This is a genomic window from Bradyrhizobium genomosp. III (assembly GCF_000261705.1).
GTDB classification, from domain to species: Bacteria; Pseudomonadota; Alphaproteobacteria; order Rhizobiales; family Xanthobacteraceae; genus Bradyrhizobium; species Bradyrhizobium ottawaense.
Window position 1 is genome coordinate 1 of sequence record NZ_AJQF01000490.1, and the last position, 7,888, is coordinate 7,888.

General features: G+C 62.9%; 6 protein-coding genes and 1 pseudogene. 2 read left to right on the plus strand and 5 right to left on the minus strand.

The window, feature by feature from the left end:
- Together IC66_RS0138460 and IC66_RS0138465 are read left to right on the plus strand one after the other, a co-directional pair.
- Window positions 1-205: pseudogene (locus IC66_RS0138460) on the plus strand (ribonuclease activity regulator RraA); the annotation flags it as partial.
- A gap of 19 nt (window positions 206-224) precedes the next feature.
- On the plus strand, window positions 225-629 hold the full coding sequence (locus IC66_RS0138465) for a (R)-mandelonitrile lyase (RefSeq protein WP_028144578.1): 405 nt from the start codon (window positions 225-227) through the stop codon (window positions 627-629).
- Between the two features lie 64 nt (window positions 630-693).
- Here IC66_RS0138465 and IC66_RS0138470 read toward each other — a convergent pair whose 3' ends face one another.
- From IC66_RS0138470 to IC66_RS0138490, 5 genes are all read right to left on the minus strand, one after another.
- Complete coding sequence (locus tag IC66_RS0138470) at window positions 694-1,050, minus strand: hypothetical protein (protein WP_028144579.1); 357 nt, start codon at window positions 1,048-1,050, stop codon at window positions 694-696.
- Window positions 1,051-1,200: 150 nt separating this feature from the next.
- A complete protein-coding gene (locus IC66_RS0138475) occupies window positions 1,201-2,439 on the minus strand; it encodes a hypothetical protein (RefSeq protein WP_157158174.1) in 1,239 nt (412 codons plus the stop codon).
- 34 nt (window positions 2,440-2,473) lie between these two features.
- Window positions 2,474-4,051 carry a CHAT domain-containing protein gene (locus IC66_RS0138480; protein ID WP_038951089.1) on the minus strand — a complete coding sequence of 526 codons (1,578 nt, stop codon included), beginning with the start codon at window positions 4,049-4,051 and terminating at the stop codon, window positions 2,474-2,476.
- A complete protein-coding gene (locus tag IC66_RS0138485; RefSeq protein ID WP_038951090.1) occupies window positions 4,048-6,840 on the minus strand; it encodes a PAS domain-containing protein in 2,793 nt (930 codons plus the stop codon). Before IC66_RS0138485 ends, IC66_RS0138480 begins: the two co-directional genes overlap by 4 nt.
- A 447-nt stretch (window positions 6,841-7,287) precedes the next feature.
- Window positions 7,288-7,888, minus strand: a 601-nt coding sequence (locus tag IC66_RS0138490; RefSeq protein ID WP_038951091.1) for a DUF2147 domain-containing protein, incomplete at its 5' end; no start/stop codon positions are given.

Sequence of the window (7,888 nt, forward strand, 5' to 3'; positions counted from 1 at the left end):
TTTTCCGAACGACATCGTGGTCGCCGACCAGGACGGCTGCGTGCTGATCCCGCAGGCGATGCTCGACCACGTCCTCAACGAGGGCGTCGAGCAGGAGCGGATGGAGGCCTGGATCGTCAACGAGGTGAACAACGGCGCCGTGCTGCCGGGTCTCTATCCCATGAACGCCGAGACCAAGGCGCGCTACGCCGCCAGCAAGAAGTAACGGAAGCGAGGTCATCCCCATGGAAATCACTGTTGCCGGCACGCGGCCGACCCGCCGCGCGCCCAAGGAAAACTTCACCGGCACCGTGTGGCAGGATCCCGTGATCATGGCGCCCGCGCCGGCACGGCTGAACTGCTCGCGCGTCGCGTTCGAGCCGGGGGCGCGCACCAATTGGCATCACCATCCGCTCGGACAGACGCTCTACGTCATTTCCGGCGTCGGCCGCGTCCAGACCAAGGGCGGTCCGGTCAGGGAAATCCGCCCCGGCGACACCGTCTGGATCCCGCCGGGTGAGCTGCACTGGCATGGGGCCTCGCCGACCAACGGCATGTGCCACATCGCCATGCAGGAAGCACTCGACGGCGTCTACTCGACCTGGCTGGAGCCGGTGACGGACGCGGAGTACGGCGCGGCGCTGGGCTGAGGCGCACATGTCCCGGATCGGCGGCCAGCGCTACAACGCTGCACCGCGTCCGGGACACCGCAACCTACATCCGTTCCGCCGTCCACGTGCCCCTGCACAGCGCACCGCGCCAGGTGCCGGAGCCCGAGGTGCCGCTGAGCCGGCCGAAGCCGACGGCGCGCTTGATGCCGGTGCTCAAGGTGACGTTGATGCTGCCGGCGTCCGCCACACGGCCCGATGCCGTCACCGCGGCGCTGGTCGATGCGATCTGCCCATTGTTGATACCGATCGCGACGGTGGCGCCGTTGCCGCAGGTCTCGCTCGAGGACGAGATCCGCACGTTCCAGGCGCCGTCGAAGCTCGTCGATGCTGCATTTGCCTGTCCGCAGAGCAGGGCGATGGCCGAGATCGCGGCAAAGATACCCTTGCAAGGAAGTCGCATGACACGCCCCATTGGCTGAACCTGGGGGAAATCGTGTCACGACGCGGGGCGGACCGATGTGAGGGGTGTCACGGATGCGGTCGAACGGCGCCGACGCGATCGTGTCCTAGCGTCAGCCGGGCAGAGGCGTGAAAGCAGGCGTTCGCGCCATCACCTTGCTTTCGCGGTGCGATTGAGCACGCGCGCCAGCGAGACGGCGGAGCTTGTATCGACCAGAGGGGCCTTGCCGACAGTCTTTCGCAATGCGAACGCCTCGGACGCAAAAAGCTTGTCCGGATCGTCCGGGGCGTCCTTGATGCCGGTGAGCAGGCGGATTTGCATGCCCTTCAGGAGCTCTGTCACGGCCGGTTTGGCGATTGTCTTGTCGTTGGGGTCGGCCAGGAGTGCCTCTTCCCAGCCGCGGTGAGCATTTTTCGGTGTCACGCGCTCCACGAGCTTGTCGTAGCTGGTCTGGTAGGCGCCGATGGCCACGAGACGATCGTTTTCGGCGAGCTCAGGCGAAGTGATCACTTCGGAGCGCAGCGTCAGCATCTGTTCGTCCGCATGCTCCAGCTCCCGCTTCATGATGCTGCTTGCAACACCCTGCCAGTGTCGATGAAATCCGAGCTGGGTGAGAGGGTTGATCGTATCCGGCCCCTCGGGCAGCAGGCTGGCTGTGAACTCAATGGCCAGGAGGCAATAGTCCAGGCCAGACACACGCTGACCGTCCAGCAGCAATCTGTCGTCGGTCACCACCAGCCGCTTGGCAACCGCTTCGTCGAGATCGGAGCCGGCAACCAGGAGATAGCCGCTGCGGCCGAGCGCATTGCCGTCGGCGTAGGAGAACAAGGGCGTGACGATGTTGAGTCCGAACAGGCCCGCGACCCGGTCGTAGATCTTTTCAGCCACGCGCAACCCGTCGGAAACACCCGGCGCGAGCCCGGTCTGTGTGGTCAGGTCGGCGGCCAATTGCAGGACCTGTTGCGCGACGTCGTGAAACGGAAGGCGGAACAGCCCGACGAACAGGGACAAATTGTCCTGCTTCATGGGCGCGCGCCTGACGGCGTAGATGTTCTTGAAGTCGACGTAACCAGGAGCGGCACCGGCCGCCTTCAGCTGAGCGGCGATCTCGTCGTTGCTCAGGATCGTGGGCCGGCGCTGACGCCCGTCGCCGAAGCTGAACTCGGTGAGCACGACGCCGAGCGGAAGGAACGAGCTGAAAAACTTGCCGCCCTCTCGCAAGCCCATTTCGACCATGCGCACGCCGAAATAGCTCGCTTCGGGCAGGAAGGTCTGTCCCGCTGTCATCGCGTTGCCACCGCTCGATGCGACGTAACCGACATATGGGCGCCGCAACTCGCGGCTCGCCCAGTGCTCCACGACGTTCTTGAGTGTGGCCCAGACTGTCATGACATCCTTCCACTCCAAGCTGCCCAGTGGTTGCTCACTGGCAGCGTGCTGCCCAATCGGTCGACTGCGCCAGCAAGATCGGCGAGAGCCAGATCGGGCTCTCTTCGTCGTAGTTCAGGCTTTCCCACGATGCGCGGCAGGCTTTGCGGAACGCGACGCAAACGGACCGCGTCTTGTAGAGCTCGTCATAGAACTCCCTGGCGAACTGCGGCGCGCGCTCGTCCTCGACATTCCAGCGGAAGCCCAACGCGTAGGGGATCCCGTTCATCACCAGTTGCTGAACGCAGCCCTTCGAGATGCCACGGCAGGCCGAGAGGTAGACCAGCGTCGTCGTTGAAAGCCCGTCGGATGCCGCCACCCTGTCGAGCTTCAGGCCGACCGCTTGCTGCGGTTGCAGTCCGGGAAGGACGAGGGTCGCGGTCTGCTGGCCATCGCTCCAGGCGTGACCGGCATAGTGGAGAATGGTCGGCCGGAATGCGTCGAGCTGCTTCAGCAGATAGGGGGCGGCCTCGCCCGGAGGGGCATCCGACAAGTTGACGATCTTCAAATCGAAACAGCCCGCGGCACCCAGCTGTTTCACATGCTCCAGTTCGGTATCGATATTGCCAAGCTTGTCGAATTTCTTGCCATCGCAGATCGCACTGTCGAGCTTCAGATCGGGATGTTCACCGATCTGAGAACGAACGAACATCAGTTTTGCGCCCTGTTTGATCCGCGCTCGCTCGCTGGCCCTTCCGCGGACAAAGGACGGGATGCGCCGGACAATCGGCGCGTATAGAAGCACGAATGGCCCATTTTCCTCCGAGAGATAACGTACACTCGCCTCGAAGGGCACCGGATAAAAGCCTGCGTCGCTGATGACGAACCGGAACGACAGTCCCACCAGCCCGCCCGCGGACTTCTCGATCTGCGAGAACAGATGTTCGCCGATCGCTTTGACAACGAAGCTCTTGAACAAGCGTGTTCCGATGTCCCGCGTTTGGCCGAGCCAGTTGTTCAGCGGCATCTCATCGCGCGCATAGGTCTGGGCGGCAGATTTGAGGTCATCGAGATCGCTGATGGTGTTCCAGCGAAGCATAGGAGAGCCGTCTTCACCCGTTCCGAGCCGGCATTCGACCTTGGCGCTATGGATTTCGATCTCGATCACGCGGAACGCGCCCGGAATCGCATTCGTCTCGTCGGGATGCCCGGTGAGAATCGCAATGAACGGGCGCAAGATCCGATGCCGGTGCAGCTGCAGCGCGTCCATCGGCAGGATTAGGGCGTTGCCTGCTGCTCTGCACTCTTCCTCCAGGTCCGCGCAGGTTCCGAACGAAGGCGCGATGACCAGCACGGAGGTGTGGGGGTCCTGGGCCAGGACAACGGTGTTGAGCACGTGCTTCGCGCCGAGTGTCGTACGTGTGTCGTAAACGGCGCTGGGATCAGTCGGCAACCGGGCGTCGAGCACGAGCAATTCAGTCTCATTCGCGATGAGCCACTCGCTGGTCTGGTCCGGGGTCATCAAAGGCTTGTCGTACAAGTCCTCCAGGGCCACTCCTGCCGCGAGCAGATGTCCCCGTAGCGTTTCGAACATGTTTGGTTCGGCGGTGGCTATGGCAATCTTCGCCGTCATACCGGTGCCTCCTGCACGCACAATGGCAGGTTGAACTCGAATCCCGCGCCGTCCAGCTCGATCAGATCGCCGTCGTGCTGCTCGGCAGCCTTGCGAATAGCCTCGACCGCGACGCTGGCCATCTGCCGTGCCCGGTGCTGGCTCTGCTCGATCGGGTCCGTCGCCGACGGTGTCAGAGCGTCGGCAATTGTCGCGGGTAAGCGCATGGACACCGAGAGACGATGCGGCGGCCGTTCCGCGATCGTCACGGTCAACCTGTCGTTCGGCGTGATGCGCAACAACAGGAGGGAGCTGAGCGCAGAGCGAAACGCAAAGCTCAACCTCTTCGTCCATCCCTTGACAAGCACCGGACGACGCATCGCAATCTCGTCGACGACGTGGATTGCGTCACGATCCTCGACGGGAAGGCCTTCGACCTCGTGATAGAGCACTTCCAATACGTCGAATTGCTCGGGGGCTTCCTGCGGCGTCTGCTGAACGGTCAGACGATCGGACAGACGTTCGAAAGTCAGGTCGGCCCTCAGCAGGTGGTTGGCGGCCTGCTCGAGCAGCTCGGCGCAATTTCTCATGAGCTCTGGTTTGCTCAGGAGCGATGCGGCGCCGCGCAGCAGGCCATCGGCCATCAACAGTGGGGCGCGGGTCTCGCGTGCGACGGCGGTGACGGTCTCTTCCAGATAACCCCAGTCGCTCTCCCGGCTTTGGTCGGCAAGGCTGGTGAACAGCCAGAGTTGATGACCATAGTCGTCATTCAACGGCTCGCGATTTGCGAGAGTCGTCAGCTCGGTGCGCGGTGCGTCGCCGATCGTCAGGTGGATGTGAAGGCGGTGCTGGATCCCGCATTCCGACAGTTGCATGGAATCTTCGTTCCGGGCGCCAAATGACGAGAGCTTCTTGTCACGCGCCCGGCCGAAGATGTTCTCCGCTGCACCATTCATGTGGCAGATCGTGCCGACGGCGTCCACGATGACGGCCGCCTGCTCGATTCTATCCATGAGCGCGTGCTCGATCGCTTCGTGCCAGCGAGCCGCAAAGATCTGTTCGCAGTCAGCGGCGAGGCCACTTGCCGCGTCCTGATCAGGCCCACGGAACGCGTTGAGCTCCGATGACTCCATGTCCAGAATCAGTTCGATCTTGCCATTCACGAACAGGGGAACTGTCATGGCGGATCGCTGATCGGGTGCGGTTTTGATGAAGCCGTAGTTCCGCTCGGTGTCGCTGATGTCAGGAACAACCAGAATGCTCCGCTCGGCCAGGCAGCTGCCGAGCATGCCGCTGGACAGCTCCTGGGTATATTCGGCCTTGCGGTCACCTGCTTTCACGAGCAGGTTCCGGTCGTTCTTGACGTGCTCGGCGACCAGCACGAACTTGCTGCGGCGGCGATCGACCCGGAACACGCCGACATACTCCCAGCCCAGGCATTTCGTGGTGCCTGTGGCCAGCAGTTCAGCGATGGCGCGTGCGCTCGCTGCCTTGTTCAAATCGTCCTTGAGTTTGCGCAAGGCGCGTGCCTGGGCATGTTCCATGGCGGCGTCTGCGGCCTGCAATATCTCCTCGACGCCGAGATTTTGCAGCGTGCGCAGATCCGAGGCGGAGTATTTGTGCTTGCGGGACAGCAGAGCCAGTGAGCTTCCAAACCGGCCTCCGGCTTTGCGGATCGGCAATACGAGCATCGACTCGAATTCGTCGGCGATGATGGCCTTGCTCACCGGGTTGTCCATTTCCTCCGGATTGAGGCGCTCGACGAACGCGGCCAAATTGTTGTCCCACGTCTTGCCCTGCTCGAGCCAATCGATCACGCCGGGCGGCACCTTGAACCAACGCGTGCTCCACTCCCAGCTAGGTCTTGGAAAGACAGTGACCGCTCGCCAGTAATCGCTGAGATCGTTGTAGACCCCGAACGTGCTCATTTCGAATGGGATGACTTTGCCGATGACCTGAAGCGTTGCCTCGATGATCTTCTGCGGATCAGCGTGCTCGGCCAAAATCGTCTTGAGCTCGCGACGGGCGCGATCTTCGGCAAGAGGGGCGAACAGCACCAATAACCCGGCCGAGCTGTTCGGTGCTTCCATGTAGGGCGTTCCGCTGACCCTTGCCAGGACAGAACGACCGTCTTTTGGGCGGAGCCTGACGAAACTCGAGAAGCCCGTCTCCTTGGTGATCCATTCGGCGAACGGATTCGTCGTTCCCTCGTCCTCGGGTCCGAATACGAGGGAGAGCGACATCTCCTTGAGCTCTGATTCCGAGAAGCCCAGAACCTGCACCGCGCGCTCGTTTGCGAACCGGATCTTGCCTGTGAGGTCGGTGCGGAGCACGCCATCCTGCAAGGCATCGAGGCGGCTCTGTTCAGCGCTCTGGTCGAGAAGAAGTGCGTAATTGCCCGGCTTTCCGTCTTCGTCGCGCAGCGGGCCGATCTCGACTCTGACCTGACGAACCGCTTCGTCGGTCTGGATGTCAGCGCGCAAACTCGTGTTGTGATTTGCCCGGAGGGCCATGCACACATCGGCTGCACGGGATCCGAACAACCCGGAGAAAGCAGCGCCGCGCCTGCCGGGAATGAGCTTGTCGAATGCCGCGTTCGAATAGACGATGCGGCCGTCGTTCGCCAGTTCGACGAAGGGAAGCTCGCTGTAATGTGCGGCTTCATCGAGCGCGTCATACCGATCCGACAATACGCTCAGCATGGCATTTTGCGATTGCAGGATCTTGCCCACGGTCTGAGCGTCGAAACCGAACTCCGAAACGAGCATCCGCATCTGCTCGTCGACCAGAGGCTGCAGCGCGGTCGTCAAGCTTGTCTGCCGACTACGGAGCGCGCCGATCACATGGCGTCGTATGCTTTCCTCCGACATCAACAAGCCGGGGCCCCAGTCACCTGAGACTAGCGATGGCGTCGCACGGAGTTCCTCCATAACAACCTCGCTCGCTTACGCAACTATCGGCGCCGAAAGAAGATCGGCAAATGGTTCTTTTCGGTCTACTCAATCTCGGCGAAACGGCGCCGACTGCGCGGTAATCAGGTCGCAAATAGTCTGGCTATCAATCCAGACTAGAAGCAACGATGGCGGGCAGAGTATGAAATGGTTCACAGTGGGGGCATTTGAATCGAGCGGTCGTACGCACGAGGTCCCGGCGGGGATAGCGACGACTATCCCGGCAGTCGGATCATCGATTGCAGGTTGTGGAGCGAAAAAGCGTCAGCCTGGCTGCGCCATGTTGGCTCACGTGCTATCAGCCGCTCAATTCACGCGCGTCCAGGTCTGGCCGCCGCAGAACATGCCGCCGAAGGCGCAGCCCTGCACGCGCAGGCGGTCGGTGCCCTTCATCGCGATCGTCGAATCGTAGGTCGAGCCGGAGTTCGGATCGAGGATGCGGCCGGACCATTTCTGGTCCTTGCTGGGCTTCATGTTGATCAGAACCTGCTCGCCATTCTGGTTCGATTTGCCGTCGACTGAATAGCCACACAGATTGGTGCCGCATTGCTCGATGCGGACCTTGCCTTCCTTCTCCTCGGTGAGCCAGACGCCGAGCGGTGAATTGAGATCGCGCGTTGGCGCGGTCGCAGGAGCTGGTGGAGCGACGGCGGCGGCCTGAACGGGGGCAGGGGCCGGTGCGGGCGGTGGAGGCGGGGCCGCAGCCGGAGGTGCGGCAGCCACGGTCGGGGCCGGCGGCGGCGCGGCGGGCGCTGCCTGCTGCTCGACCGGCGCAGGGGCCGGAGGAGAGGGCGCGGGCGGCGGCGACACGGCGGTCTCGGCCGGCGCATTGCTGGCGGTCGCGGCCGGAGGCAGAGCAGGCGGCGGGGGGGCTACGGCGGCGGGGACAGGCGAAGGCGCCTGCGCA

Bases quoted from the DNA above. Each gene is read 5' to 3' on its own strand.
- IC66_RS0138465 (WP_028144578.1), top strand. From the start codon at position 225: ATGGAAATCACTGTTGCCGGCACGCGGCCGACCCGCCGCGCGCCCAAG.
- IC66_RS0138480 (WP_038951089.1), bottom strand. From the start codon at position 4,051: ATGACGGCGAAGATTGCCATAGCCACCGCCGAACCAAACATGTTCGAA.
- IC66_RS0138475 (WP_157158174.1), bottom strand. From the start codon at position 2,439: ATGACAGTCTGGGCCACACTCAAGAACGTCGTGGAGCACTGGGCGAGC.
- IC66_RS0138470 (WP_028144579.1), bottom strand. From the start codon at position 1,050: ATGCGACTTCCTTGCAAGGGTATCTTTGCCGCGATCTCGGCCATCGCC.